This window comes from Microbulbifer maximicatervae (SeqCode) (genome assembly GCF_056231245.1).
Window position 1 is genome coordinate 3,112,928 of record NZ_CP174334.1, and the last position, 25,482, is coordinate 3,138,409.

At 50.5% G+C, this 25,482-nt stretch carries 22 protein-coding genes and 1 tRNA gene; 6 read left to right on the plus strand and 17 right to left on the minus strand.

Annotated features, from left to right (window positions below; genetic code table 11):
- Positions 1-32 precede the first annotated feature (32 nt).
- The 9 genes from lon to ACJJIS_RS13455 form a co-directional block, all read right to left on the minus strand.
- Positions 33-2,438 carry an endopeptidase La gene (gene lon, locus ACJJIS_RS13415; protein WP_413665176.1) on the minus strand — a complete coding sequence of 802 codons (2,406 nt, stop codon included), beginning with the start codon at positions 2,436-2,438 and terminating at the stop codon, positions 33-35.
- A 267-nt stretch (positions 2,439-2,705) separates the two neighbouring features.
- A complete protein-coding gene (gene clpX, locus ACJJIS_RS13420; protein WP_282933429.1) occupies positions 2,706-3,992 on the minus strand; it encodes an ATP-dependent Clp protease ATP-binding subunit ClpX in 1,287 nt (428 codons plus the stop codon).
- A gap of 162 nt (positions 3,993-4,154) precedes the next feature.
- A complete protein-coding gene (gene clpP, locus ACJJIS_RS13425) occupies positions 4,155-4,796 on the minus strand; it encodes an ATP-dependent Clp endopeptidase proteolytic subunit ClpP (RefSeq protein WP_282933430.1) in 642 nt (213 codons plus the stop codon).
- A 188-nt stretch (positions 4,797-4,984) separates the two neighbouring features.
- Positions 4,985-6,298 carry a trigger factor gene (gene tig / locus ACJJIS_RS13430; protein WP_444905767.1) on the minus strand — a complete coding sequence of 438 codons (1,314 nt, stop codon included), beginning with the start codon at positions 6,296-6,298 and terminating at the stop codon, positions 4,985-4,987.
- A gap of 184 nt (positions 6,299-6,482) precedes the next feature.
- Positions 6,483-6,567: transfer RNA gene (locus ACJJIS_RS13435), tRNA-Leu, on the minus strand.
- Positions 6,568-6,749: 182 nt separating this feature from the next.
- Positions 6,750-7,925, minus strand: coding sequence for an acetyl-CoA C-acyltransferase FadA (gene fadA / locus ACJJIS_RS13440; protein ID WP_475708322.1), 1,176 nt, complete (start codon positions 7,923-7,925; stop codon positions 6,750-6,752).
- 11 nt (positions 7,926-7,936) lie between these two features.
- Positions 7,937-10,093 (minus strand): fatty acid oxidation complex subunit alpha FadB, encoded by a 2,157-nt coding sequence (gene fadB / locus ACJJIS_RS13445; RefSeq protein ID WP_444942155.1) that lies wholly within the window; start codon positions 10,091-10,093, stop codon positions 7,937-7,939.
- 299 nt (positions 10,094-10,392) lie between these two features.
- Positions 10,393-10,977 carry a type II toxin-antitoxin system RelB family anti-toxin gene (locus ACJJIS_RS13450; RefSeq protein WP_445358666.1) on the minus strand — a complete coding sequence of 195 codons (585 nt, stop codon included), beginning with the start codon at positions 10,975-10,977 and terminating at the stop codon, positions 10,393-10,395.
- Positions 10,978-11,052: 75 nt separating this feature from the next.
- Positions 11,053-12,909: a beta-ketoacyl synthase gene (locus ACJJIS_RS13455; RefSeq protein ID WP_445358667.1), complete on the minus strand. Its 1,857-nt coding sequence runs from the start codon at positions 12,907-12,909 to the stop codon at positions 11,053-11,055.
- A 139-nt stretch (positions 12,910-13,048) separates the two neighbouring features.
- Between ACJJIS_RS13455 and ACJJIS_RS13460 the strand changes: the two genes are divergently transcribed.
- On the plus strand, positions 13,049-14,035 hold the full coding sequence (locus tag ACJJIS_RS13460; protein ID WP_413665170.1) for a GlxA family transcriptional regulator: 987 nt from the start codon (positions 13,049-13,051) through the stop codon (positions 14,033-14,035).
- Here the strand turns inward: ACJJIS_RS13460 and ACJJIS_RS13465 are convergent.
- Together ACJJIS_RS13465 and ACJJIS_RS13470 are read right to left on the minus strand one after the other, a co-directional pair.
- Positions 14,015-14,668: a class I SAM-dependent methyltransferase gene (locus tag ACJJIS_RS13465; protein ID WP_475708323.1), complete on the minus strand. Its 654-nt coding sequence runs from the start codon at positions 14,666-14,668 to the stop codon at positions 14,015-14,017. The genes ACJJIS_RS13460 and ACJJIS_RS13465 overlap by 21 nt on opposite strands.
- A gap of 1 nt (position 14,669) precedes the next feature.
- Positions 14,670-15,146 carry an Hsp20 family protein gene (locus ACJJIS_RS13470; protein ID WP_444942159.1) on the minus strand — a complete coding sequence of 159 codons (477 nt, stop codon included), beginning with the start codon at positions 15,144-15,146 and terminating at the stop codon, positions 14,670-14,672.
- 146 nt (positions 15,147-15,292) lie between these two features.
- Between ACJJIS_RS13470 and thpR the strand changes: the two genes are divergently transcribed.
- A complete protein-coding gene (gene thpR / locus ACJJIS_RS13475; protein WP_444942160.1) occupies positions 15,293-15,877 on the plus strand; it encodes an RNA 2',3'-cyclic phosphodiesterase in 585 nt (194 codons plus the stop codon).
- Between the two features lie 95 nt (positions 15,878-15,972).
- Here thpR and ACJJIS_RS13480 read toward each other — a convergent pair whose 3' ends face one another.
- Positions 15,973-16,902 carry a hypothetical protein gene (locus ACJJIS_RS13480; protein ID WP_475708324.1) on the minus strand — a complete coding sequence of 310 codons (930 nt, stop codon included), beginning with the start codon at positions 16,900-16,902 and terminating at the stop codon, positions 15,973-15,975.
- A gap of 539 nt (positions 16,903-17,441) precedes the next feature.
- Between ACJJIS_RS13480 and ACJJIS_RS13485 the strand changes: the two genes are divergently transcribed.
- On the plus strand, positions 17,442-17,798 hold the full coding sequence (locus ACJJIS_RS13485; RefSeq protein WP_413665165.1) for an HPF/RaiA family ribosome-associated protein: 357 nt from the start codon (positions 17,442-17,444) through the stop codon (positions 17,796-17,798).
- Between the two features lie 87 nt (positions 17,799-17,885).
- On the opposite strand, the gene gorA is transcribed toward ACJJIS_RS13485, so the two are convergent.
- Positions 17,886-19,244: a glutathione-disulfide reductase gene (gorA, locus tag ACJJIS_RS13490; RefSeq protein ID WP_475708325.1), complete on the minus strand. Its 1,359-nt coding sequence runs from the start codon at positions 19,242-19,244 to the stop codon at positions 17,886-17,888.
- Between the two features lie 241 nt (positions 19,245-19,485).
- Between gorA and ACJJIS_RS13495 the strand changes: the two genes are divergently transcribed.
- The gene (locus ACJJIS_RS13495; protein WP_413665163.1) at positions 19,486-19,986 is read left to right on the plus strand and encodes a hypothetical protein; all 501 of its coding nucleotides are present in this window, start codon (positions 19,486-19,488) and stop codon (positions 19,984-19,986) included.
- Positions 19,987-20,064: 78 nt separating this feature from the next.
- Here ACJJIS_RS13495 and ACJJIS_RS13500 read toward each other — a convergent pair whose 3' ends face one another.
- The 4 genes from ACJJIS_RS13500 to ACJJIS_RS13515 form a co-directional block, all read right to left on the minus strand.
- Entirely contained in the window at positions 20,065-21,189 is a 1,125-nt protein-coding gene (locus ACJJIS_RS13500; RefSeq protein ID WP_475708326.1) for a TIGR01620 family protein, read from the minus strand.
- Positions 21,186-22,643: a YcjX family protein gene (locus ACJJIS_RS13505; RefSeq protein WP_444916088.1), complete on the minus strand. Its 1,458-nt coding sequence runs from the start codon at positions 22,641-22,643 to the stop codon at positions 21,186-21,188. The genes ACJJIS_RS13500 and ACJJIS_RS13505 overlap by 4 nt, the downstream gene beginning before the upstream one ends.
- 138 nt (positions 22,644-22,781) lie before the next feature.
- A complete protein-coding gene (locus tag ACJJIS_RS13510) occupies positions 22,782-23,591 on the minus strand; it encodes a GIN domain-containing protein (protein WP_444896696.1) in 810 nt (269 codons plus the stop codon).
- A 131-nt stretch (positions 23,592-23,722) separates the two neighbouring features.
- Entirely contained in the window at positions 23,723-24,145 is a 423-nt protein-coding gene (locus ACJJIS_RS13515) for an HIT family protein (protein WP_413665159.1), read from the minus strand.
- A gap of 336 nt (positions 24,146-24,481) precedes the next feature.
- On the opposite strand from ACJJIS_RS13515, the gene ACJJIS_RS13520 reads away from it, so the two are divergent.
- Both ACJJIS_RS13520 and ACJJIS_RS13525 read left to right on the plus strand, forming a co-directional pair.
- On the plus strand, positions 24,482-24,841 hold the full coding sequence (locus ACJJIS_RS13520) for a hypothetical protein (protein WP_444896694.1): 360 nt from the start codon (positions 24,482-24,484) through the stop codon (positions 24,839-24,841).
- A gap of 138 nt (positions 24,842-24,979) precedes the next feature.
- A complete protein-coding gene (locus tag ACJJIS_RS13525) occupies positions 24,980-25,444 on the plus strand; it encodes an FKBP-type peptidyl-prolyl cis-trans isomerase (RefSeq protein WP_413665157.1) in 465 nt (154 codons plus the stop codon).
- Positions 25,445-25,482 lie beyond the last annotated feature (38 nt).

The following is a 25,482-nucleotide window of genomic DNA, read 5'->3' on the forward strand; positions in this document are numbered from 1 at the left end:
AAGGGGCGACAAAAGTCACCCCTTTACAAGAGTCAGTGAGTTTGGATTCCTCGCTGCGAGCGCTCCTCTGCCTTTTTCTGTAAGGCGGAATACTCTTCATCAGACAGGGATTCAGGCTTGTGTTCGAGCGCCAGCTCAAGTACCTGATCGATCCACTTAACGGGCCTAACTACCAAGTCCTGGAGAATATTATCGGGAATATCCTTCAGGTCTCGCTCGTTATCAGCAGGAATCAGTACAGTTTTTATACCGCCCCGATGCGCTGCCAATAACTTTTCTTTAAGACCACCAATTCTTAAAACTTCTCCACGCAGAGTAATTTCTCCAGTCATCGCCACATCTGAGCGAACGGGAATATCCGTCAGTACAGACACCAAAGCGGTGCACATGGCAATACCCGCCGAAGGGCCATCTTTGGGGGTGGCACCTTCAGGCACGTGGATATGAATATCGCGAGTCTCGTGGAAGTCCGGACCTATTCCCAGTGCCTGGGAGCGCGAACGCACAACCGTCAAGGCCGCCTGGATAGACTCCTGCATAACATCGCCAAGGGAGCCCGTTTTGATCATGCGCCCTTTGCCCGGCACAGCTGAAGCCTCAATGTTAAGAAGCTCACCACCCACCTCGGTCCAGGCGAGACCGGTAACAATTCCGATTTTGTCCTCTTCTTCTGCGCGGCCAAAATCAAACTTGCGAACACCGAGAAGCTCTTCAAGTTGCTCTGGCTGTATTACAGCCTTCTTCTCTGAAGGATTGCGAACGTGCTCCGTTACTACCTTGCGGCAGATCTTGGCAATCTCCCGGTCCAGGCCACGCACACCTGCTTCACGGGTGTAGTAGCGGACAATATCTCGGATACTGTCATCAGAGAGATCCAGCTCATCATCTTTAAGGCCGTTGGCCTTGCGCTGCTTCGGCACAAGATAACGCTGAGCAATATTCAGTTTTTCGTCCTCGGTATAACCGGGGATTCGAATAACTTCCATACGATCCAGCAACGGGCCTGGAATATTCATTGAGTTAGAGGTGCAGACAAACATCACATCGGAAAGGTCGTAATCCACTTCCAAGTAGTGATCATTGAAGGTTTTATTCTGCTCCGGATCCAAAACCTCAAGAAGCGCTGAGGCGGGATCGCCGCGCTGATCCATCCCCATTTTGTCGACTTCGTCGAGCAGGAACAGGGGATTCTTCACTCCAACTTTCGAAATTTTCTGAATCAGCTTGCCCGGCAATGAGCCAATATAAGTGCGTCGATGCCCGCGAATCTCAGCTTCATCACGAACGCCGCCCAGGGCCATACGCACATACTGACGATTTGTTGCTCGGGCGATAGATTGACCGAGGGAGGTTTTACCCACCCCGGGAGGCCCAACCAAGCACAAGATCGGCCCTTTCACTTTCTTCACTCGCTTCTGTACTGCGAGGTATTCCAGAATCCGCTCTTTAACCTCTTCCAAGCCGTAGTGTTCTTTCTCGAGAATTTCCTCGGCTTTAACCAAATCGTGTCTCACCCGGCTGGCTTTTTTCCAGGGCAGGCTCAACATCCAGTCGATATAACTGCGTAAAACCGAAGCTTCCGCAGACATAGGCGACATCATTTTCAATTTAGCCAGCTCAGCGCGGGTTTTCTTCTCTGCCTCCGCACTCATGCCGGATTCGGCAATTTTGTTTTCCAGCTCTTCAATTTCATTGGGCTCTTCGGTGATCTCGCCCAATTCTTTTTGAATCGCCTTCATCTGCTCATTGAGATAGTACTCGCGTTGGCTTTTCTCCATCTGCTTTTTCACACGCCCACGAATGCGTTTTTCCACCTGGATCAGGTCGATTTCAGCATCCATAAGGCCCAGCAAATGCTCCAAACGCTCTTTAACACTGAGAGTCTCCAGAAGCTCTTGCTTCTGAGCCAACTCAAGGGACATATGCGCAGAAATGGTATCTGCCAAGCGGCCAGGTTCATCAATTCCCGACAGAGAGGTAATAACCTCATTGGGGACTTTCTTACTTACAGAAACGTACTGTTCAAACTGAGACATCACAGAGCGCACAAGGGCATCTGCTTCGCCTTCCGGCAACTCCTGCGTTTCCATCGGCGAAACGGTCGCCTCGAAATGGTTCTCCCTCTCCATCACTTCGTGGATATTTACGCGCTCCCCCCCTTCTACCAGCACCTTCACAGTGCCATCGGGGAGTTTGAGTAACTGCAAGACACTGGCAATAGTGCCCACGCGATAGATATCGTCTGCACCTGGGTCATCCTCAGATGCCTTTCGCTGCGCCACAAGCAATACCTGCTTATCCCTGCGCATGGCCTCTTCCAGGGCCTCTATGGACTTTTCCCTGCCGACAAAAAGCGGGATCACCATATGGGGGTAAACAACAACATCGCGCAATGGCAACAACGGATATTCAAGTGTGGTGTCGGATGACTGATCCATAGAACTCCTCTCGGCCCTATCACTGGGTATTTGGCGCGGCATCATGCTGCTGTTGGAATTGACAGCTTAACCTGGGCCACCGCCCTTCAGATGCTAGTAATGGGGGGGAAGGGCCCGAAATACAAGTCTAATCTCGCGACCAATTTGTGCCGAGCTAAGAGTGCTATTCGAGCCAGGAATACCCAGACAGGTAGTTAGATACCCGGGTAATCAGAAAAAATTATAAAAAAAGCCCCAATATTGGGGCTTTTTGAGGTGGGATTTGAGCTACTCTTCCGGCGCCGCCTTCTGCGGCTGGGACTCACTCTCATAAACCAGCAGCGGGGCTGATTCGCCTTTAATGACCGCCTCGTCAATCACAACTTTCACCACATTATCTGTGGACGGGATGTCATACATGGTCTCCAACAATACAGACTCCATGATAGAGCGCAGGCCACGGGCGCCTGTTTTCCGTTCCATTGCCTTGGTGGCAACTGCATCCAACGCATCGGGGCGGAAATCCAGTTCTACATCTTCCATCTCAAACAGTTTTGCGTACTGTTTGGTCAAAGCGTTGCGTGGCTCGGTGAGAATCTGCACCAGAGCCTCACGGTCCAACTCTTCCAAAGTTGCGGTCACCGGTAGGCGGCCAACAAACTCCGGGATCAGTCCGTAACGAACCAGATCTTCAGGCTCCAGGTCGCGCAGGATCTCACCAAAATTACTGGTGCCATCCTTCGATTTAACCTCTGCACTGAAACCAATTCCACCCTTCTCCGAGCGATCGCGGATAACCTTATCCAGCCCCGCAAAAGCGCCGCCACAAATAAACAGGATATTGGAGGTGTCGACCTGCAAGAATTCCTGCTGCGGATGCTTGCGTCCACCCTGCGGCGGCACAGACGCCACAGTGCCTTCAATCAACTTCAGTAGTGCTTGCTGCACACCTTCACCGGACACATCACGGGTAATTGAAGGGTTGTCTGACTTGCGCGAAATTTTGTCGATCTCATCGATATAGACGATACCCTGCTGGGCTTTTTCTACATCGTAATCACACTTCTGCAAAAGCTTCTGGATGATATTCTCAACATCCTCACCCACATAACCAGCTTCGGTCAGGGTGGTTGCATCGGCAATAGTGAAAGGAACATTGAGCAGGCGAGCCAGGGTCTCGGCAAGAAGGGTTTTACCACTACCGGTTGGGCCTACCAGTAAAATATTAGACTTGCTGAGCTCTACTTCATCCTTACTTTTAACACCAGACTTGGTGCGCAGACGCTTGTAGTGATTGTATACGGCGACAGCCAGCACACGCTTGGCTCTCTCCTGCCCAATCACATACTGATCGAGGATTTCAGTAATCTCACGGGGTGTCGGCAGGCGCCCTTCAGGCCCCTCCGCAGTCTCTTGTACTTCTTCACGAATAATGTCGGTACACAGCTCGACACATTCATCGCAGATAAAGACTGACGGCCCAGCGATTAACTTCCGCACTTCCTGTTGGCTTTTGCCACAGAAAGAGCAGTACAGCAATTTTCCGCTGTCTTCTCCGCTGCTTTTGTCGGTCATCAAAATACTCCGTCGTCACTGGCCGGCCAGGGCCCTAAATTCAGCTTACCCAGCAAGATGCTGCCTTTTGGCGTGATTTTCAAGTCCCAACGAAAGCCAGCCTGTCAAAAAAACCAACTTTCGCTGAAATCCGCCTCCGGCAAACTTTTAATGTAGAAAAATCTACTTATCGAATGCCTGTCGGCGAGACAATACATCATCGACCAAGCCATATTCCTTGGCTTCATCGGCGCTCATAAAGTTGTCGCGCTCTGTATCCCTCTCAATATCACTGACTGGACGTCCAGAGTGATGCGCCATGAGCTCATTCAAACGATGACGAATCTTGAGAATTTCCTGGGCGTGAATGTGGATATCGCTCGCCTGCCCTTGGGCCCCACCGCTGGGCTGGTGAATCATCACACGGGAGTTTGGTGTTACGAAGCGTTTGCCTTCAGCACCGGCAGTCAACAAGAAGGCGCCCATACTACAGGCCTGCCCAATGCACATAGTGCTGACATCAGGCTTAATGAACTGCATGGTGTCATAGATAGACATGCCGGCAGTTACCGAGCCGCCCGGTGAATTAATGTAGAGGTGAATATCCTTATCCGGATTTTCTGCCTCGAGGAAAAGCAGCTGCGCAACAACCAGATTGGCCATGTGGTCTTCTACAGGCCCGACCAGGAAGATCACACGCTCTTTTAACAGGCGAGAATAAATATCAAATGAGCGCTCCCCTCTGGCGGTTTGTTCTACCACCATGGGAACTAAACCTGATGCTGAGGGCTCTATCGAAGCTTTTGGAAAATCAATTCGTGCCATAGGTACCATTGCTTCCTTTTGTGGCGTATTCGGCAGGCCAGCGAATAGGCATCATATGCCCATGCTGAAAAATTTGGTTTTCAGAGCTTAACCGGTCAGGCGAGAGAAAGCCAGCCGGTAAAAAGGAAGGAGATGTAGGGGCGTCACGCTTGAGCGGACGCCACCTTACACCTGAATGAAGTGAGAGATTAGCCTTGTTTTTGCGGCTTAATCACTTCGTCGTAGCTGCTGTCAACTTCAGATACTTTAGCTGAAGCCAGTACGTGATCAACAACCTGGTCTTCCAGTACAACAGACTCAACACCAGACAGCAGCTCACGGTTGCTGTAGTAATAGTCAACCACTTCTTGCGGCTGCTGGTAGGTAGAAGCCAGCTCTTCAACTTTCGCCTTTACGCGATCGGCATCAACAGAAAGTTCATTCTGCTTAACAATCTCACCGACTACCAGACCGAGAACTACACGGCGTTTTGCCTGCTCTTCGAACATAGTATCAGGCAACATGCGCTCGGCATCTTCAGCCTTGATCTGACCACCAAACTGCTGAACCATTTGACCACGCAGGGTAGTTACTTCACTGGCAACCAGAGCGGACGGCAGCTCAACTGGATGCTTCTCGAACAGCTGATCCATGATCTGGGTCTTAACTTTGTTCAGAGCGGCATTTTTCAGCTCACGCTGCATGTTGTTGCGAACTTCCTCACGGAACTTCTCTTCGCCACCTTCCTGAACACCGTAAGCTTTGAAGAACTCTTCGTTCAGCTCGGGAAGTTCAGGCTTCTCGGAAGAAGTCACCTTGATATTAAAGGTAACAGCAGCACCGCGAAGCTCTTCTGCCTGGTAATCTTCCGGGAAGGTCAGATCAATGTCTTTCTCTTCACCGGGCTTCATGCCCAGAATGCCTTCTTCGAAGCCAGGGATCATCTGGCCGGAACCCAGTACCAACTGGTGACCTTCGGCCTTGCCACCTTCAAACTCTTCGCCGTCTTTGCGACCAACAAAGTTGATAACAACACGATCGCCCTTTTGAGCTTTGCGCTTGGTATCTTTCCAGGAAGACTGTTGCTTACGCAGAACATCGATCATGTTCTTCACGTCAGCATCAGTAACTTCTGCAACAGGACGCTCTACAGCGATCTCAGCCAGATCAGCGAGTTCAACTTCAGGGTAAACCTCGAAAGTAGCAACGTACTCCAGATTTTCGCCAGCAGCAGTCTGCTTAGCTTCGATGCTAGGCTGGCCGGCAGGTTTAACCTCTTCCTTCTGTACCGCTTCGTAGAAAGAACGGCTCATTACCTCACCCAGAACTTCCTGACGAACGCCGGCGCCAAAGCGCTGACGAACAACCTTCATCGGCACCTTGCCTTTGCGGAAGCCATTGATGCGAACAGTCTTAGCAGCCTGCTGGAGACGCTTATCCACTTCTTTGTCGACAATTTCTGCCGGCAAGTTGACCGTTAAGCGACGCTCCAGACCGGAAGTAGTTTCGATGGAAACCTGCATGTTTATCCTCGTGAGACTATCTCTGTAATCGCGCCGCAGCGCCAACGAATACCGGGTCACCGAGACTTAGTCAGCAACCTCGTGGCCCAGCACCAAAACAATACTTTTGTGCTGCCGCCAAATACACAAGAAGCCCGCACCCACCCCTCCAGGGCAAGTCACACGGACTTCAAGGCTTTTAATTTGGTGGGGACGGGGAGACTCGAACTCCCACACCTTTCGGCACCAGAACCTAAATCTGGCGTGTCTACCAATTTCACCACGTCCCCAAATCGAACCTGCCGCTAACTCTTTGATATTTAAGCGCTTTCGCTACTTTTTTAGAGCCCATCGCGACAAGGGGTGCAGATTGTGCCACAGCATTTTGGGGTCTTCAACACTTTACTGAACACTTTTCTCATAAAATAAAAAAAGGCGCCTCAAAGGCGCCTTTTTTCGGGGTCTAATTTCCTTAGACTCGCTCTACAACAGTGGTAATACCCTGCCCCAGACCGATACACATGGTAGACACACCCAGGTTGCCGCCCTCATTCTGCATAACGCTCAGCAGGGTGCCAGTAATGCGCACGCCAGAGCAGCCGAAGGGGTGGCCCAGGGCAATAGCGCCACCGTACAGGTTGACCTTCTCATCCATCTGCTCAAGCAGATCCAGGTCTTTCAGCACCGGCAGCGCCTGCGCCGCAAATGCCTCATTCAGCTCAAACTTGTCGATATCGCCAACAGTTAGACCCGCTCTCTTGAGCGCCTTCTTGGTAGAGGGCACCGGGCCATAACCCATAATGGACGGATCAACGCCAGCCAGCGCCATTTCTTTCACGCGGGCAATAGGAGTCATACCCAAAGCCTGAGCGCGCTCAGCAGACATTACCAGCATCACAGAGGCACCGTCAGTGATCTGAGAGGAGGTGCCAGCTGTTACCTGACCGTGCTTCGGATCGAATGCCGGCTTCAGCTGAGCCAGACCTTCCACGGTGGTGTCCGGACGGATGGTTTGATCCGTCTCAACCAGGAAAGGTACGCCGTCATCGTCATGACCTTCAATAGCGATAATTTCGCGATTGAACTTGCCAGCCTTGGTAGCTTCAGCAGCGCGATGGTGAGAGCGTGCACCGAACTCATCCATCTGCTGACGTTGGATACCGTGCATCATCGCCAAGTATTCAGCAGTCATACCCATGGAGCCGGCAGCTTTAGCCATATAGCGACCCAGCATTGGGTTGGGGCTAACATGCTCCATCATGTTCAGGTGACCCATGTGCTCAACACCACCCACAACGTACACATCGCCAACGCCAGCCTGGATGTTGGCAGCTGCAGTATGCAGGGAGGACATAGAGGAGCCGCACAGGCGGTTGACGGTTTGCGCCGGGATAGTGTGTGGCAGACCAGCGCGCAGCAGGATAAAGCGAGCTACGTTAAAGCCCTGCTCATCGCGCTGCATAACACAGCCCCAGATCAGGTCATCGATCTCGGCGGGATCGAGCTTATCATTGCGCTGCATGAACTTTTTCAGCAGCTCAGCGGACATATCATCGGCGCGAACATGGCGATATACACCACTCTTCGAGCGACCCATGGCCGTACGCGCGTAGTCGACGATTACGGCATCTCTAGGATTTAAACTCATCGCTATTCTCCTTACTTGTCGCCGTAGTAGGTTTTGCCACTTGCGGCCATTTCACGCATGCGATCGGTCGGCTTGTACAACTCACCCAGATCGGCGTACTTATCGGCAATCTTCACGAATTCATCCAGACCAATGCTGTCCAACCACGCGAAGATTCCACCGCGGAACGGAGGGAAGCCAATGCCGTAGATCAGCGCCATATCAGCTTCAGCTGGGGAATCCACGATACCCTCTTCCAGGCAGCGAGCCAGCTCGGTTGCCATAGGCACCATCATGCGCTCGATAATTTCGTCTTTTTCAAACTCGCGACGTTCAGCAACGTGCGGCTTAAGCAGCTCGTAGGACTCTTCGGTAGCCACTTTCTTCGGGCGACCTTTTTTGTCCTGCTCGTAGTTGTAGAAGCCTTTGTTATTCTTCTGGCCGTAACGACCCGCTTCATACATAACGTCGGAAGCAGCGGTAAAGGTTTTACCCATGCGATCGGGGAAGCCTTCAGCCATTACGCTTTCTGCGTGAACACCGGTATCGATACCGACAACGTCCATCAGGTAAGCGGGGCCCATCGGCCAACCCCAACGCTCCATCACCTTGTCAACGGCCTGGAAGTCAGCGCCATCGCGCACCAGCATGGAGAAACCGGCAAAGTAAGGGAAGAGAACGCGGTTAACCAGGAATCCAGGACAGTCGCGTACAACAATAGCCTTCTTGCCCATCTTATTTGCGTAGGCAACAACGCGAGCTACAGCTGTGTCGGAAGTTTTCTCTCCGCGAATCACCTCAACCAGCGGCATTTTGTGCACTGGGTTGAAGAAGTGCATACCGAGGAAGTTCTCCGGACGAGAGAGCGGCTCAGCCAGCTGGTTAATAGAAATAGTGGAGGTGTTAGAAGCGATCACAGTGTCTTCGCTTACCTTGGTTTCCACTTCTTTCAATACTGCGTGCTTCACCTTGGGATTTTCAACCACGGCTTCCACAACAACATCGATATCGTTGAAGCCATCGTAGCTCAAGGTAGGCTCGATACGGTTGAGCACTTCACCCATTTTGACGGGGGTCAGGCGCTTGCGATCAACCAACTTGGACAGCAGCTTGTTCGCCTCATTCAGACCAAGATCGATACCCTTCTGGTCGATATCCTTCATCTTGATCGGAGTGCCTTTGTAGGCAGACTGGTAAGCGATACCGCCACCCATAATGCCAGCACCCAATACTGCCGCACGCTCAATCGGCTTATCGGCCTTCTTCTCCCAACCTTTGGCAACTTTACCAATTGCCTGGTCAGCCAGGAACAGCCCTACCAGAGACTTCGCAGTGCCGGTCTGCGCGCAGAAAATGAACTTCTCCTGCTCGATTTTCAGCGCTTCATCACGGCTCAGCTTGTAGCCCTGCTCGATTGACTCAACCGCAGCTACGGGAGAGGGGTAGTTTTTACCCGCCTGCTGACCCACAAATGCCTTGGTGGTAAAGAAGGCCATTAGCGCTTCAGTATCATTCAAGGGGATTGGAGATTTCTTCAGCTCGCGAATGGCTTTGTAGTCCAGCTCGCCATTAATAGCGCGCTCAAGCAGCTTGACCGCTGCATCTTTGAGCTTGGCAGTGGGGATAACCGCATCGACAGCGTGAGCTTCCAGAGCGGCGGCAGGCTTCTGCTCCTTACCCGCTGCAATCCACTCAGCAGCAACATCAACACCCACTACACGCGGCAGGCGAACAGTGCCACCCCAGCCCGGAATCAGACCCAGCTTAACTTCCGGAAGGCCAACTTTGGCCTCTTCGCCCATCAGGCGGAAGTCACAGCCAAGACATACCTCAAAACCACCGCCAAGCGCGTAGCCATTAATTGCTACCGCAGTCGGTACCGGAAGGTCTTCCAGGCGGTTGATATTTTCGTTGTTCTGATTCATCAGATCAGCAACGCCCTCTGCACCTGCAGAGAAGGCACCACCAAACTCAGTGATATCAGCACCAACAATGAAGACGCCTTTACCGCTGGTCAGCAGTACACCTTTTACACCATCCGCTGCTTCGATAGCATCCAGCGCTTGGGAGAATTCAGAAACCGTCTGACGGTTAAATTTATTGACGGATTCGCCTTGCAGGTCGAATTTGAGCTCGGCGATGCCGTTGTCCAGCATCTGTACCGTGAGCGCTTTGCCACTAAATAACATTGATTGACCTCTTTTATTCTGGGCCGCGATCCTGGGCCCGGGGTCGGAATTTTTGTGCAACCAAGGGCCGCCCCGCACAGCGCGGTGACACTTAGGCCCAATTTGGTCAGCCGTAGTATAGCCAGATTCAAACGATTGTTTGAATACTATTTCTTACAAATGGAGTGGCACCAGGAGTGCCAAAGTACAGAAATTCGCCAGTTTGCGAACAGAGAGAAATTAAAGCTGGGCTAGTCTATCTCGGATCGTGCTGCCTTATCAGCCACTTGGCACGAACTCCCTCTTTTCTAAACCACCTTTCAGGAATTGGGCTCTTGAAGGTCGGGATGCCCATAAGCCGGCATCATTGCGCTGACAACTACACAGTCACAGCGACCTGTATTTCGAAAGCGGTGCGGACGCTGAGCATCAAAATAATACCCATCACCGGCACTCAGCAGGGCAAAGTCGGAGCCAACCGTAACCTCCAGGTCACCACTGACAACCACCCCACCAATCTCCCCCTCAGCAGATTCGAGAGAAAAGCCGGTGTCATCCCCAGCCGGAAATACTTTCCACAATAGCGACATGCCGCAGTTTGCTTTTGCCCCTCCAAACAAACGGCAGGACACAGAGCCGTGACCGACCTCAGGCACTTCATCTCCGCGAAAAAAAATTTGCTTTGCGCCCGATATTTCCAAGGAAAAAAAATCGGTTAGCGGCATAGGAATGGCGCCCAATATTTTTTTTAAGGAGCTTACGGAAGGGCTAACCTTTCCCAATTCAATAAAAGAAATTGTTGCGTTGGTTACCCCAGCCCGTCTCGCCAACTCCCTCTGTGAGATACCGTAAATGTGGCGCACCATTTTCAAGCGGGCGCCAACATCCTCTTCAGGATCATCCATGCTCCCCATTAGCTCCTTTTGTGCAATCTCCCTCAGGTAAAAATCACCGAAGTTGAGGCATTATGTAAAAGCCAATCACACCATATCTTCAAAGGGATTTCCATTTGGCAGCTTCACCGGCGGCATTCCGGGTAAACAAATTTCTTCTTCTGAGATAGTGATCTCACTTTCATTGATCATGCCCTCACCAAATCGATAAATAACATCAAGCTCACCACGAGAAGCCTTGGTGTTGTACTTTTCGCTCTGCTCTACAACCTTCTCGTTCAACGCTTGAGACGCCACAATGGCCGACTTGCCATGACGCTTTTCCATCATTGATTTTGTGATCTGCGGGGACAAAATTGTTGCCGTCGCATTATTTCCACCAAAACCTTTCGAGTTTAAGAACGCTAAATCAAGCGCACCCCTGCCCCTATCGGTATGCTCAAGGGAAATATCCAGATGCTTACAATGAACATCATCGGCGATGTGATCAACGGTGGTCACTCCCGGGAGTATGCCGCGATCAAATACACCTAACGCTGTAACTAACTGATCTCCACTGGCTGAAGCGACGGTATGCCCCAAAAAGGCCTTGACCGCACAAATCGGCCACTCGGCAATGCCAAATGCGCCGGCCAAACGATCAAAAATAGCGGACTCAGTAACCCGATTTTGCGGCGTACTGGAGCCATGGGCCTGCACAAAGCTGCGACGCCGCAAACTATCCTCGCCCACAATTGCCCGCGCCTCCGCCATTGCCCTGGCCATCGTCAGGTAATTCCCGGGACCCGGCGCAGAAATCGATTTCTTTGTACCGTCAGCATTGGTAAACACACCGGCAACCGAACCATATACGGAAGCACCCAACTCAAGCGCCAGAGTATCATCCATTAAGATGACCCACTGGGTACCCTCACCCAAGGTAAAACCACAGTTCTCACCGAACGGGCGACTGGTGCGTCGATAATCAATTTCACCAGGGAAAAGCTTGCGTAAATTCTCGGTAGTGGCAAGAGCACCCATCGTTGAGTAGCCATCGACAACTTCAGGCACAAGGGGCGCCTCAGCCGCACCAATTACAGCGACCCGCGCCCTACCCGAGCGAATATCTTCAACGCCAGCGCGAAGGTTGTACAGGAAGGTTGCGCAAGCACCGGCAACAGCGCCAGTAGAACCGACATTTCCGAGCACATAAGCGTTAACAAAATCCGCTGGCATACTATTTAGACCAAGCGCTAACTGTTTAGAGCTTACGCGACCACCTCGCAGGCGGGACTGCAATAGACCACCGTTGCCAAATGGGTCCAGTTGACTCATTGCCGAGGCAGCATAGAGTGAAATATTTCCCGGCCCAGCCGCAGATACAACGGTATCCCAATCAACCCCCAAAGACTGCACAGCATCTGATGCGCCCAAGAGGGCCAACTGCAGTCCCCTCGGGTGAAATCGAGAGTTATATTTAGTGCCCGGTTCAAATCCGGTTGGGAGCTGGCCGGCAGCAGCCACACTTATCTCGCGGTGGCTATCCAACAAAACTGACAGCTCAGCTGTGGTGACCCGAACCCTGCCGCCCTGGATATGCTCCAAGTGCCAATGAGCGGGCACAGGCTGCGGAAGCTGCCGGGTGGAAATTTCGAATGTCAGGCCCTGGGGGTTTGCGAGTTGGGCAGACTGATGGAAATGGCACTTGCGGTAGTCGTAATAGCGACTCTCTAGCTCGCGCACCAAAGTACCATCCAACACCTGCTGCTCAAGGGCAGGGTCCAAAATGCCTTCAGCGTTGTCTCCGGTACGCAAGCCCATCAGGGCAGCCAGGTCGGAAAGAGTGCTATCCCTTTCTTCCTTACCCAGCTTATCTAGCACGAGGCGAGAGTACCCCCTATGGAAAGAACTACGTCCAGCAGGGTTGAATCCACCGAATGCGGTGATTACGGGAAGGCGCTGCATCCTGACCTCCAGCCAAGCACTTAACACTATAAAAATAAGAGATGCGAGTGTAGGGGGTGGCGATTCTGTCCAGTTATGGGCATACTGGCCAGCAAAATTGAGTGTTTTGGCCAATAGCGCAAGTGCGCATAGATGTGTAATGCGAACAGTAACTTTTCTACTTATCGACCAGATGCTGGCAACCGGTACCGTTCTCCCACTTGAGATGCTCCGCGGTGCGGAGAGTCGCGCCAGGGTTGAGGGCATCAAGGGCAGCCTAAAACTGGTGACCGCCAGTTTGGATGGGGCACCAGTAAATACCCGCTGCGGGTTTACCCTTCAACCGGACGTCGCTCTTAGCGATGCACCAGATAGCGACCTAATCTACATCCCGACCATGTGGCGCAACCCCCGCCCCGCCCTTAAGCGAGGCGGAAAAATATTGGAATGGCTGCGCCAACAGGAAAAACAAGGAGCTGCAATTAGTGCTGTGGGTACCGGAGTTTGCTTTTTGGCCGAAGCGGGCCTCCTTAACGGAAAACCTGCAACCACCCACTGGCATTATTTTGATCAATTTAGCTCAGACTATCCAGAGGTAAAGTTAAAACGTCAGTATTTTATTACCCAGGCAGACAAACTTTTCTGTGCGGCCAGCGTCAATGCCCTCGCCGACGTAACGGTTCATATGATCCGTCAACTGTATGGACCGGCCATCGCCAGTCATGTGGAGCGCAATTTCTCTCACGAAATTCGCCGCCCATTTGAAGAGATAGCCTACTCAGAAGGATCTGTTCACCTACACCCAGACGAAGATATCGTTCAAGCCCAGGCCTGGCTCAAAGAACATTGTAATACCGAGGTACGCCTTAGCGAAGTGGCACAACTTTTCGATATGAGTGTGCGATCGTTCAATCGCCGATTCAAACTTGCTACAGGACAGACACCGCTGCAGTATTTGCAAAATGTCAGGGTTGACATGGCGCGCGAACTTTTACAATCAAGCAATTTATCGGTCAATGAAATTGCTGAAAAAGTTGGTTACCAGGATATGGGGCATTTCACAGCGCTATTTAAAAAATTCCTGGCAACAACTCCAAGTGAATACCGCACCACGGTGCGAGCCAAGCTATTCAGGGTCAATACTTAATTTTCTTAGAAAAATAACATCGCTGTGAACAAACTGGAGCTCGGCACCGAGTGACCGAGCCAACCATTCAAATGTCTTCACGCTAAAGAAGCAAATATGTGTAGGGTCTCTGATGTAGTGCCAATTGGCGAAGCGCTCTGCAGAAATAACCAGTTTCGTCATCAGGGCCATAACCCCCCCCGTGCGAAGCCTTTGCCAAAGGTTTTCAAGCTCCTCTCCCGGCCTCACAAGATGTTCGATCACTTCTGTAGCGACAATAAAATCGTAGCTCCTATGCAGCGCCTTTCTGGCCGGTATGTAAAAGTGATCATACAGGTCCACCCGGTGCCCACTCTCCGCCATAATTCTGGCCAATAAAGGCGCCGGGCCACAACCAAAGTCCAGGCCATGACAGGCTCCATTCAACTCTTTCAGTAACGGCTGCGCGCAACGACTAAGAAATTGATGGTAACCGTCATCCTCCATCGAATTCTCATGGAGGTCGTAATAAGCTCTCTCTTTTTCAGGTGTCAGATGGTATTGCTGCGGCACAAAAACGAGCGCGCAGTTATCACACTGATGATAACTGCGGAATTTATCCTGATGGTAAAGCTGTACCGCACTTTGGCGGCACAGCGGGCAATGAAGTGACAACTTACGCTACTGCGGCAGTGGACTTAGTCTCATTCTCTCTGTGCTGCAGCACATTACCTTCTGTAATCGAAATTTTTCGTGGTTTCATCGCTTCGGGTATTTCGCGTACCAATTCTATATGCAACAACCCATTAGCCAGTTTTGCATCGGTCACTTTCACGTGATCGGCAAGCTGAAAGCGTCGCTCAAAATTTCTTGCGGCGATACCCCTGTGTAAATAATTTCCCTGGCTATTACTTTCTGGCTTAGTACCGCTAATCACTAAACGATTTTGCTCCACATGAATATCGAGTTCAGACTGCTCAAAGCCAGCGACAGCCATGGAAATTCTGTAGCTATCCTCACCAGTCAGCTCTATATCGTAAGGGGGGTAGGAAGGCTGCTTTTGCTCGCTTGTGGTCATTGCATCGAGCAGACTGGCCATACGGTCAAAACCAATTGCAGAGCGATAAAGTGGAGAGAAATCAAAATTACGCATTATCATATCCTCAATTCAGAGCAATATTTAAAACCACGTCCGTCAAATGACCGGACTCTATTCAGAGGCACTTTTCATTGAAGCTACCACCTGTACTACAGAGATATGGGCAGAGGTTTCTTATTCAAGGGTGACAGATAAATTTTATGCCAAAAAATTACAAAAAACCTAAAGAGCCCACTTGTCGAATCTTTATTGGCATCCAGCTGGATAAAACAACACAAGAATTTTTGAATTACTTAGCGAGCCTCATCACGAACAAACTAAGCGTCCCATCTTTAGCCAGCGCCCACTGGATAGCCTGTAAGAATCGTCATATCACTCTTTGTTTTTTAGGCCAGGTTCCAATAAAAACAATACCGCCGCTAAAAACCGGCCTGACCTCAATCGCTCGAAACACAACTGAGACGAAAACTCGCCTATTTAAACTTGATACCTTCCCAGGCAATGATGCTCATCTAATCGCCGCAGAAATCACAGTCACCAAACAATTGGCGACCTTGCATATGTCCGTCAAACGCCTCGCAGAGAGCCTATCGATACCGACAGAAAATCGGTGCTATCGCCCACATATCACCCTGTGCAGAAACAGGAAACAATTTCACGGATTTTCTCCAGTCGACCTAGAACACCCAATAACAATTAACAATATTACTCTCTACCAAAGTCAACCAAGCCCGGCTGGAAGCCTTTACACCCCCCTATTAACAACTATTCTACAGTCGCGGTAAAACTCCCCCCCATTGGTAAAATCTATTTTCTGGAACCCCAAAAGCAAAAAAGCGAGCCTAAGGCTCGCTTTTTTATTTACTTGTTCACTGAACAATTAATTCAACTCTGACAGCACATACTCCGGATACATAACCAATCTTGGTCGAGACAGACGACGCGCATCAAAAATAAAGACATAGCGAGCCCCATCATCCTCAGCCGGAATTGTACGGCGGAATTTCCAAGTGTTAATTTTATAAGTTTGGCGACCTGACTCAACGGTAGTTACCAAGCGATATTGATTTTCCCCCAAAAACTCAAAGGGCACTCTTTCCCCCCCAATTGGCCGCAACTCAAGATCCCGGAACGTTTTTCTATCGTTACCTTCTTCGTCAGCCAGGAGATCACTCAGACGTGCTGTTTCCCGCTTTACATAATCGAATAAGTCGGCATCGATCTCACGTTTAGCAACGGCTTCCACTTTTGCGGGCTCCTCGCGCTTTGGCGGCTCGACCTGAGCTTTAATTTGCGGGGGCTTTGGTTTCTCATTAGTAGCAGCAGCTCGCGCCATAGCCGCCCTTCTCTCGGATGCTTCAGCCTTTGCCAGCATATCCTCAACCATCTTGCTAATTTTATCCTGCTGGGCAGAAATCTTAGCTTTGGCATCAGCAATTGCCTGTTTCTCTTCAGCCAGTTTTTGTTGAAGCTGCTGATGATTTTCTTTAATAAACTCGAGACGACGTGAACGGCTATCGACACCTCTCTCCGCCATAGCGAAGGCATGCTTAGCCTTCTTCAGGCGACGCTCAGTATCTGAATTGGGGGTTGACTCATGAGCCCGGGTCGCTTGATTGAGCTCCTGGCGACTCGCTTCGTATTCCAAGCGCAGGTCATCGAGAGATTTCTGGGCCTGCTCGAGCTTATATTCATAGGAGAGCAGCTCATTTTCGACATCCTCGAGCCCAACACTCCTATTTTCAAGAGACTGCTCCAATCGCGCAAGACGGTTCTTCTCCGCCGTGAGGGGCGTCTGTGCTTGTGCCACTGCCCCACCCATAACTACTAAGCCCGCCAAAAGGAGCGAGCAACACCGCTTTACCGCCATCGTCGTGAACCCATTTCTCGAATTGATGTGTTTCGTGTTTTGGAAGCGCAGCGACTCTGAATCTACGACAGAGTGAAGCTACTGCGCAATATGGTCAATTTTACGCAGGGAGCAAGCTATGAGCAATGACCTTGCGTTCACCTGAGCCAACTAGCTGATCAATAAACCTTCAAATCCACAATATTGAGTCACCACAGTGACACCACTCCAAAATTTATATGAAATTTTTCTGCGATAGCGCTTGATTTTTTTTTTGGCGGAAGCATTATGGATACCAGGGAGAAGATCGCTGAACTCAGCGGAAACCCGACCCGGACGTAAAACACCCTAAGCTGCTTTGTCAGCAAACAATCGTTGCGATTCCGGCAGCTCGGCGCTTCAACTGCAGCCTCGAACCCTCCCACTAGGGCGCCCTACCTTCTTTACAGCAAACCGCAACAGCGGCCTGCATGGTTTCTTTTAACCGGAGGTATGTGCCCATGAAATCAGCGCCTAACGATAACATTGTGTTCCGCGACATCGACAAGTCAGCCGCCCTGGCGACTACCGTATCCAAGAAGTTAAACAAGCTGGAACGTTATTGTGGCGACATCATACATAGTCGCGTAGTCCTCGAAGCTCCCCATCAACACAAAACTAAAGGCAGACACTTCAAGGCATCACTAGAGCTTGCGATTAGTGGCAATCCCGTGACTATTAGTAGTGAGAACGAATCCATACACCGAGCGGTAAACGACACATTCGCCTCCGCCGAGCGCTGCTTGAAAGAGCGTAGTGAACGCAAGAAAACACGGCGGCACCAAGCCCTACAAGAGGTTGTAGAAGAACCCAGCTAAAAACTGGGAGTCACAAAAAAGGCGGCAAAATGCCGCCTTTTTCATTATTCACAACTGCAACTTATATCTACAGCGTAACAACAGCACCTAACCTGCAACTGGAGTTCTCATAGTTACAAACTCCTCAGCAGCGGTGGGGTGAATTCCAATCGTTGAATCAAAGGTGCTTTTGGTAGCTCCTGCCTTAAGTGCTACGGCCATCCCCTGAATAATCTCCCCTGCGTCATCGCCAACCATATGCACGCCAATCACCTTGTCGTTGGACGCATCTACAACCAGCTTCATCAATGTCCGCTCTGTATTCCCACTCACAGTGTGACGCATTGGTCTGAATTCCGACTTATAAATAGTGACGTCGAGTCCAGAGCCCCGCGCCTCTTCTTCGGACAACCCCACAGTTCCGATATTCGGTTGACAGAATACCGCTGTAGGAATGTTGTTATAGTCAATTTCAGCCGTCTCTCCAGTGCGCCAATGCTTAACCAAGGCCATAGCCTCCGCCAAGGCAACAGGAGTAAGCTGAGGCTCACCCGTTACATCTCCCAGTGCATAGATTGACTGCACACTAGTTCTAAAATTATCGTCCACAGAGATTGTGCCATCCTTGTGCAAGACAACACCCTGCTCCTCTAGCCCCAACCCTTCAACATTTGCTACGCGCCCAGTAGCGTAAAGCACCATATCTACATTAATACTGGAACCATCATCGGCATGAGCGAGCAAGCTGCCATCCTGAAGCTTCTCAATAGAAACAACGTTGTGGTTAAACTTTAGATCGATATTTTTCTTCTGCATCTCATCGCGAACAAAAGTGCGAATATCCCGATCGAATCCTCGCAAAAATAAATCTCTTCGATAAGAGAGGTGCACGTTCGCGCCGAGACCAGCAAAGATGCCTGCAAATTCGACGGCAATATAACCCCCACCAACAACCAAAACTCGCTTGGGAAAGTTTTCCATTGAGAAAACTTCATTGGAAGTCAGCGCAAATTCCCGTCCCGGAATATTCGGAATAAATGGCCATCCGCCTGTCGCCACCAAAATACGCTCTGCAGTAATTTCTTTGCCGTTAACAACAACACTGTGAGGACCTTTGATGCTGGCTCTGCCATTTAGGGTTTCCACCCCAGAGTTATCCAGCAAATTGCGATAAATCCCATTGAGTCGAGCAACTTCTTTTGCGTTGTTATCCCGCAGCGTTGGCCAGTCAAACTCAACTCCCGCGCTATTCCAGCCATAGGCTCGAGCATCAGAAAAGCCTGCGGAATAGCCACTCGCATAAACAAATAATTTTTTGGGAACACAACCTACATTTACACAGGTCCCCCCCATATAGCGGTCTTCAGCCACAGCGACCTTCATTCCTTGTGCAGCAGCCATCCTACTTGCACGCACGCCACCAGAGCCGGCACCAATAACAAACAGATCAAAATCATACTCAGCCAAAATAAACTCCCACTCAGCTATGCTTCGAATAATTTTTAAACAGCCCGACAATAAGTTTTCTGTGAACAACCATCTCAAGCTGACAATTCTTACTTAATAACCGTTGACACTTGACTTCGCTTTGGATATTCATGTGACTGCTGTCACAGATATCAGCCCGCCAGAGGAAATTGCACAACAAAAAAACCTGAGGCGGATAAAATAACAGTCATTAATAAGAGCAAAACCTATGGGCAATAATATGAAATACCCAAATGCAGTGATGCAGCGCGCCCTATTGCTTACCTCTCTACTGCTCATCAGCAATTTAAGCAGCGCAAAGTCTCATCCATCCTATCTGTCAGAAAAATACTGTGGCGATGTGGTTGAACAATTTGTCGGCTCGGGCATGCGTAGCCTCGACAAGTATATCAACCATAACTTCAACCCCGAATACACCGGGGGAATTCGCAATACAATACAGTTTCTTGAACAGAGGTTGGACTGGCTGAGCGAGTGCGATGATTACCTGACAGACACCACAAAAAGCTCAGTATTTCACAGCAAAGACGACACACAAAAGATCTTCACCGCCATCAGAGAGTTAGCCAAGGAGCTCCAACACGTCCGGTCTGGAGTTGAATATCGGGATGAATCGGGAAATAACAACCCCGCCCCCTTCATACAGCGCCGCTATGAAGCCCTGGCCCAGCTGGTTGATCGACATCACACCCGCATGTTGATGAAAAAACAGTTTCAATAAGTTGCTGACAAAGGGGGCAGATTTTCGCCCCCTTACATCAAATAGTCAGCCCAAGAGATTGACTTACGATCCCAGTAGCTACTCGGTACCCGCCTTCCGAACCTTTGCTTCCTTTCGCGAGCTAAGCCCAACCATAGAAAACAACTCGGGCATCCTCTCTTTAAGGCCACCACCAATACGGGCCATAACTGATCTCAGGCGAGGGCGCTGCTTTTCAGTAAAAGGGATTGGCCGACAGCTTTGCATTGTCGCCAAGCCGATACGCGCAACAAACAGACTGGCTCCGACCCCCTGCCCCAAACGCACAGATACTGTGCTCAGCATGCTATCGCCAACAAGTTCCGGCCACATTTCACTGATCGCATACTCACTCGCGCCAGTGTAGGCGACCAAAGACAAAACCCTCTTGAACAAGCGCCATCGCACCACAAGAGACGGCTGCACACCATAAATCTGCGCCACATCATCAATCATTCGCAGTGACTGCCTCAGGGCAACCAGAATATCGATACTGGCAAAAGGGCTCAGCCCAACCAGTGCACCAGTGCTCGTTGAGTGGCGCACGACTCTCCTTAGAGCCTCTTGGTCAAGGGCATTTAAGAAGGTAACCTCTAAATGCTCTAACAACTCACTGCTATCGTAATAGTCAGCTGCCTCATCTAGAACTCGATTGAGCAGTACACCTTGGGGCTTACCGGCAAAATGCTCCTGCAAATTGCGCCTGAATACTTGCGCCTCTTGGTGACTGCGGCAGTCTCGGGCCTCGGCAGCCATTGCCTGAGTTTTTTCAAGCTTGTTCAGTGGGCGCCCCGCTCGGAAAAACTCCCACACGGAACTACCAATGATTGCACTGAAGCCCGCCATCAAAACAGCCACAAAAAGTCCCAATCCCCAGTGTTTATCGACCGCCCATTGATAAAGTCCATAAAACTCCCATCCGACCACGACCACCACTACTGCAAGCGCAGAGAGCACTGCTGGCTTTAGCCACTTAAACCGGAAAGTGGGTAGGCGCAACTCGGAGAAAGCAATCCGATCAGGAAGAGACTCTCCAGTGGTTATTGACCTAGGAATCTCCACTGACTCATCCGCAAGCGGTTCCACCCGCGTCGCATCTCTGTGCGGGACCTCCTGTCCAGGCTCATCTAGCGACTCGATACGTGTTTCGCGACGGTACTCAGTATTTTTATCACTGTTAATCAAACCTTATCTCCCAACAGAAGGTTCAAAAGAGCATCCACCCGTATATGTGGAATATGTCCTTCCTGCATTCCCACTGGAGGCCGCAGCTGTGGTGGTGCAGCTCCCGCATAGTGGCTCCACCCCTGCTCTTCATAGGGCGCCTGGGCAAAAATTTCCGCATTCTCAAAACCCAAATACTGCCCTTCGAGGTCATAACCCATCAGCATTCTCCGTCCATTCTTCTGCCCCTCTCTAGAGCAGCGAACCGCGGCAATCGCCTCACTAAATACCGGCAAACCCCGGTGACGGGCATCGGAGAAAGTCTGTTGTAACTGCTGGCCTAGAAGCTGCCTCAAAGCATCGTGGTCGGCAGCAAGTACCTGATCGACTTTAGTCGCAGCAAAAAGGAGTCGATTAACCTTTGGGCGCCATAGCTTGCTTAAAAACCCCGATTCGCCATAGCGGAATGTATCGGCAATATGAGCAAATGCCAGACGCATATCTTCCAGGGACTGTTCACCAGCAAATAGAGTGCCAATCATATCTACCAGTACCAGTTGTCGATCGATATGTCGAAAATGGCTATCTACAAAGGGTTTTACCTGCGCCCGCACATAGCGTTCGTAACGCGCCTGCAAAACCTTAAAAACACTACTCTCAGACAAAGCAGCTAACTGCCCAGCATCTAAACCACGCAAATCCAGGAGTGGGACTACCCCGTACGCCTCCTCGTCTAGCAGCGCTCTACCAGGCTGTAAATAACTGAGATTCAACTTGGTTCGGCAACTCAGGAGATAAGCTCGGTATTCCCCCCATAATTCGTCCAAATTTACTTCACTGGCATTCGCCTGGGGGGACAGTGCTGCCAGCTGAGCTATCAACCGGGGGGCCAGCATTGATCGCGCATCTGTAGAAAATAGGTGTGCTTGATGACGACACCACTCTGCGTAATCCATACGCAATAGCGGCAAGTCCATCAACCATTCCCCGGGGTAGTCACGCAACTCCACTACCAACGTCTTTCTACCATTACCCCGAAAACGGCGCCGGCTGCGTAAATGGATGTGTAACTCCATAGCCGAAGCATCTCTAGTACTCTGTGGCCAACTAGGTGGCTCAGCCATCAGTGCCGACAGGCAGGTCTGATAGTCAAATGGCGCCAAACCAGAGTCCAGCGCTGGCTTCAACTCTGCCCCCAACAGATCGCCATTGAGCGCAGGGGCAAAACCAGGTAATTGAGACTTCTCCGGATTGCAGAGTTGGTATATCAGACTGGTGAGAAACGTGGACTTGCCAGCACCACTGAGCCCAGTGATACCGATACAGATGCGTCGGTCCAACAAGCGCTCGGCGGCCCAGTGGGATTTATCCTGGGCCTCTCGGCTCCAGCGCCGTAGTTTTTCTTTTAAATGTGGGCGAGATTGACTCTCGCGAGACATAGAATCTTCGCGGTCCAGCGACACACACTCTGTCACTTTGGGCTCCATATAAAGCTGACTTCCAGAAATGGGGATAGAGAGGATGATGGAGGCTCAAGAATACCCCCAAAAAGAAATAGGCGCACAGCCCTCTGGCCGAACGCCTTAGATGCAAGGGGGCTCAGGAGCCGCCACTTAGTCAACCAGCGCTACGTCTCCCGACCCCATCACTGAGAAGGAGTCAGTTCCCGGCCGTTTCAAGACAATATCACCCGATCCCATTATTGAACCGCTGGCAGTATCGGCGCGCAGACTGCGGCCAATAAAATCTCCTGAACCCATGAGGCGAACGTTCACATCGGCGACTCGCCCGCCAACCAACATATCGCCGGAACCTTGTATCTCCGCTAGTAAACTCTCACCGGTAATAGTACTTATCTTCATGTCGCCAGAGCCTGTCACCGCTACTTCCCCTTTGACAGTCAATGCCTTGTTGAGGAACAAATCACCGGAACCAGTAACATACGCTTTCAAGGATTCTGCGGCGACCTTGTCGATATTGATCATTCCTGAGCCCGTCACCCCCAAAGTTAGGCCTTCACTCTCAACACTTGAAGATCTAGCCTCACCAGAGCCAGTCACCTTAAGAGCCTCAATTTTAGGCATCGTCACGGTGAAGTTAACTTCATCTCCCTGCCCTCGGGATATGGTGACAAATCCAAAAAGGTTCTGGGTGTTTTCCTCAACGGATAACTCCAACCTTTCCCCTTTCACCTCAACTTTGACGTAGGGCATTGTGCTGACAGGGCCGACAGCGACAACTTCAAAACTGTCCCCCTGAATCAACTTCAAGTGAGAACTTCCCTTGAGAGACACCTGAGTGAACCCTTCCATATCGAAACGCTTAGTTTCCATTTCTTCTGCCTGGGCATTAGTGCAAAACGCAGCGACTGTGGCGAGGACTACTACCAGCGGGGCAAAGAGTGTCTTCTTCAAAATCATCATTAGAGGAATCTCATCGTTATTACCAGTTCATACCTATGTGACTCAGTAAGCGGGGGACTTGGATGCAGTGTCCCACAAATATTTTGGGGACACCATATGACCATGCAGTCTAAAAAATCAATCTTAACGACCTAGCCGCACTCCGCCTCGCTAAAGCCCAGCTCCTTTAGGGATTGTCGAATCTTTTCCGCCTCATGTGCCAACTGCTCTGAAGAAGCAGGCTTTTGCTTAGAGAAGTCAAAGTCTGACAATTCATCTACGGGTATCAGGTGGATATGGGTATGTGGCACTTCAATCCCAGCGATCATTACGCCCACTCGCTTCGGTGAGTAAGTTGCTTTCAGCCCTTTCGCCACCTTTTGCGCAACCAGCATTAGATGACTCGCCAGCTCCTCCGGAACATCATCCCAATGATTAATTTCCTCAACAGGGATGACCAAACAATGACCAGCCTTAATGGGTGAAATGGTCAAAATAGCTACGACCTTTTCATCTCTCCAAATAAAATTGCCAGGTAAATCGCCATTAATTATCTGAGTAAAAATACTTGCCATAAATTATCTCAAAAGGTTGAAATTTATTATTTGGTGCAAGCGTGCAGTCTAACACCAAGAAGAAAAAATAAAGTGTAAAGGCTTAGAAAATACTTGCGCAAACATAGATTTTCTTCTTTGGCGAAATAAACCCCCAATATGTGACAACCTGTCGAACAGAATGACAATTTTCTTAAACCAAGTTGGCATACTGAAAGAATATGTCTTAGGCTCGTCACCAATTAATGTTGTACCGCCATTGAGCCAATGCACATTGTGCTTCTCGTTACCAAAATACTTTTTCGGCTCTGCGGATAAACTTTAAATCAGTGCCAACTGCTCACCGGGGGGAGAGATATGGAAAGCCTGTTGGATCAGGTCGGTGGTGCTAAATTTGTCAACCGTACAGTCAGTGAATTTTACGGTGCTCTCAGCCACCACCTTTCAGCCTACGAAACTTGTGATTTCCGCAAACAATTAAGTCGTCAAGCTCAGTTTTTGAGCCATGCGTTGTCATCTACACCGGAACCAGACCGGAGTAGTCGCGCCCGTTTTTTAGCCAGGGGGTTAAACCCAGAGCTATTCGATTCAATGCTGGAGTATTTCGAGGGTCGCCTATTGGAGTTGGGCTATCGCCCTGACTTCAGCACACAACTGGTTGCGATCGTAACCAATCTCTATGGAGGTTGTGAGCAGGACCTGTCAATCGCTTGCTAATCTTTATCAGCGGCGCGCACGCACAAGTTGCGGCGCGCCCGCCCTGTCAATACAATTGCGCTTCACAGCCTTTACCCCCCGTTTTATTGCGCAGCGGTAAGCGCTCATTCACATACTCTTTTATATCAGAGATTATTCATGAAGATTGCCAACCACACAGTTGTGGAGATCCACTACACCCTGAAAGATGCTGACGGAACAGTCATTGACTCCTCAGCCAATGGAGAGCCGCTCAAATATCTGCAAGGGGTTGGTAATATCATTCCTGGGCTTGAGCGCGAGATGCTGGAAAAGGCACCCGGTGATAAATTTACTGCGGTAATCGCACCAGAAGACGGTTACGGCGAGCAAAACCCGGAGCTGATCCAAACCATGCCGCGCAGTGCCTTTGGTGGTGTTGAAGAGTTATCTGTAGGAATGGCATTCCGTGCAGAGAGCACCGAAGGTCACCCGATTGAAGTCGAAATTATCGACATCGACGGCGACGAAGTCACTATCAATGGCAACCACCCCCTCGCCGGCGTTGAGCTGCACTTCGAAATTGAAGTTGTTTCTGTACGCGAAGCGACTGCCGAAGAAGTTGATCACGGCCACGTGCACTGATCCCATGATATGAAACGCCGCCAGCCGCGCGGCGTTCC

Coding starts and splice junctions, on each gene's coding strand:
- lon (WP_413665176.1), bottom strand. CDS start 2,438: ATGGATCAGTCATCCGACACCACACTTGAATATCCGTTGTTGCCATTG.
- clpX (WP_282933429.1), bottom strand. CDS start 3,992: ATGACCGACAAAAGCAGCGGAGAAGACAGCGGAAAATTGCTGTACTGC.
- clpP (WP_282933430.1), bottom strand. CDS start 4,796: ATGGCACGAATTGATTTTCCAAAAGCTTCGATAGAGCCCTCAGCATCA.
- tig (WP_444905767.1), bottom strand. CDS start 6,298: ATGCAGGTTTCCATCGAAACTACTTCCGGTCTGGAGCGTCGCTTAACG.
- fadA (WP_475708322.1), bottom strand. CDS start 7,925: ATGAGTTTAAATCCTAGAGATGCCGTAATCGTCGACTACGCGCGTACG.
- fadB (WP_444942155.1), bottom strand. CDS start 10,093: ATGTTATTTAGTGGCAAAGCGCTCACGGTACAGATGCTGGACAACGGC.
- ACJJIS_RS13450 (WP_445358666.1), bottom strand. CDS start 10,977: ATGGATGATCCTGAAGAGGATGTTGGCGCCCGCTTGAAAATGGTGCGC.
- ACJJIS_RS13455 (WP_445358667.1), bottom strand. CDS start 12,909: ATGCAGCGCCTTCCCGTAATCACCGCATTCGGTGGATTCAACCCTGCT.
- ACJJIS_RS13460 (WP_413665170.1), top strand. CDS start 13,049: ATGCGAACAGTAACTTTTCTACTTATCGACCAGATGCTGGCAACCGGT.
- ACJJIS_RS13470 (WP_444942159.1), bottom strand. CDS start 15,146: ATGCGTAATTTTGATTTCTCTCCACTTTATCGCTCTGCAATTGGTTTT.
- thpR (WP_444942160.1), top strand. CDS start 15,293: ATGCCAAAAAATTACAAAAAACCTAAAGAGCCCACTTGTCGAATCTTT.
- ACJJIS_RS13485 (WP_413665165.1), top strand. CDS start 17,442: ATGAAATCAGCGCCTAACGATAACATTGTGTTCCGCGACATCGACAAG.
- ACJJIS_RS13495 (WP_413665163.1), top strand. CDS start 19,486: ATGAAATACCCAAATGCAGTGATGCAGCGCGCCCTATTGCTTACCTCT.
- ACJJIS_RS13510 (WP_444896696.1), bottom strand. CDS start 23,591: ATGATGATTTTGAAGAAGACACTCTTTGCCCCGCTGGTAGTAGTCCTC.
- ACJJIS_RS13515 (WP_413665159.1), bottom strand. CDS start 24,145: ATGGCAAGTATTTTTACTCAGATAATTAATGGCGATTTACCTGGCAAT.
- ACJJIS_RS13520 (WP_444896694.1), top strand. CDS start 24,482: ATGGAAAGCCTGTTGGATCAGGTCGGTGGTGCTAAATTTGTCAACCGT.
- ACJJIS_RS13525 (WP_413665157.1), top strand. CDS start 24,980: ATGAAGATTGCCAACCACACAGTTGTGGAGATCCACTACACCCTGAAA.